Below are 601 nucleotides of genomic sequence, written 5' to 3' on the forward strand. Positions count from 1 at the left end.
CTTTATGTATTAGGCGATCTTTTCGAGTTTTGGGTCGGTGATGATGACAAAACACCGTTTGCAAACCAAATTCGTACCGAGTTCAAAACGCTCACCGACCAAGGTGTCCCGGTTTTCTTTATTCAAGGCACTCGTGACTTCTTGTTGGGCGAACGATTTTGTAAAGAGACGGGCATCACTTTGCTTGATGACGTTTGCACCATCGACTTATATGGCACAAAAGCGGTGATTTTACACGGCGATACCCTGTGTACTGATGACGTGGAATATCAGAAATTTCGTAAAACTGTGCATCAACCTTGGTTACAATGGATCTTTAAACGCATCCCATGGTGTTTAAAGAAAAAAATTGTCTCTAAAGTTCAATCAGACATTCGCGACGATAAACAGATGAAGTCTTTAGATATCATGGACGTGAATCAAAGCGAAGTTGAAAAAGTGATGTCTCAGAATTGCGTCAACTTGATGATTCATGGGCACACTCATCGCCCAAATACACATTTTTTTGACGCAAATGGTGCTAAAAACACGCGCATCGTCTTAGGGGACTGGTATACGCAAGGCTCAGTTTTACATGTGAATTCTGATGGTTTAGAACTTC

Annotated in this window: 1 protein-coding gene; it reads left to right on the plus strand. The window is 41.6% G+C overall.

The annotated features are described in order from the left end of the window. Positions 1-601: UDP-2,3-diacylglucosamine diphosphatase (gene lpxH, locus R7Q09_RS26910; protein WP_318144046.1), on the plus strand; the 601-nt coding region annotated here is incomplete at both ends.

The sequence above is a fragment of the Vibrio sp. 2130-1 genome, assembly GCF_033339515.1.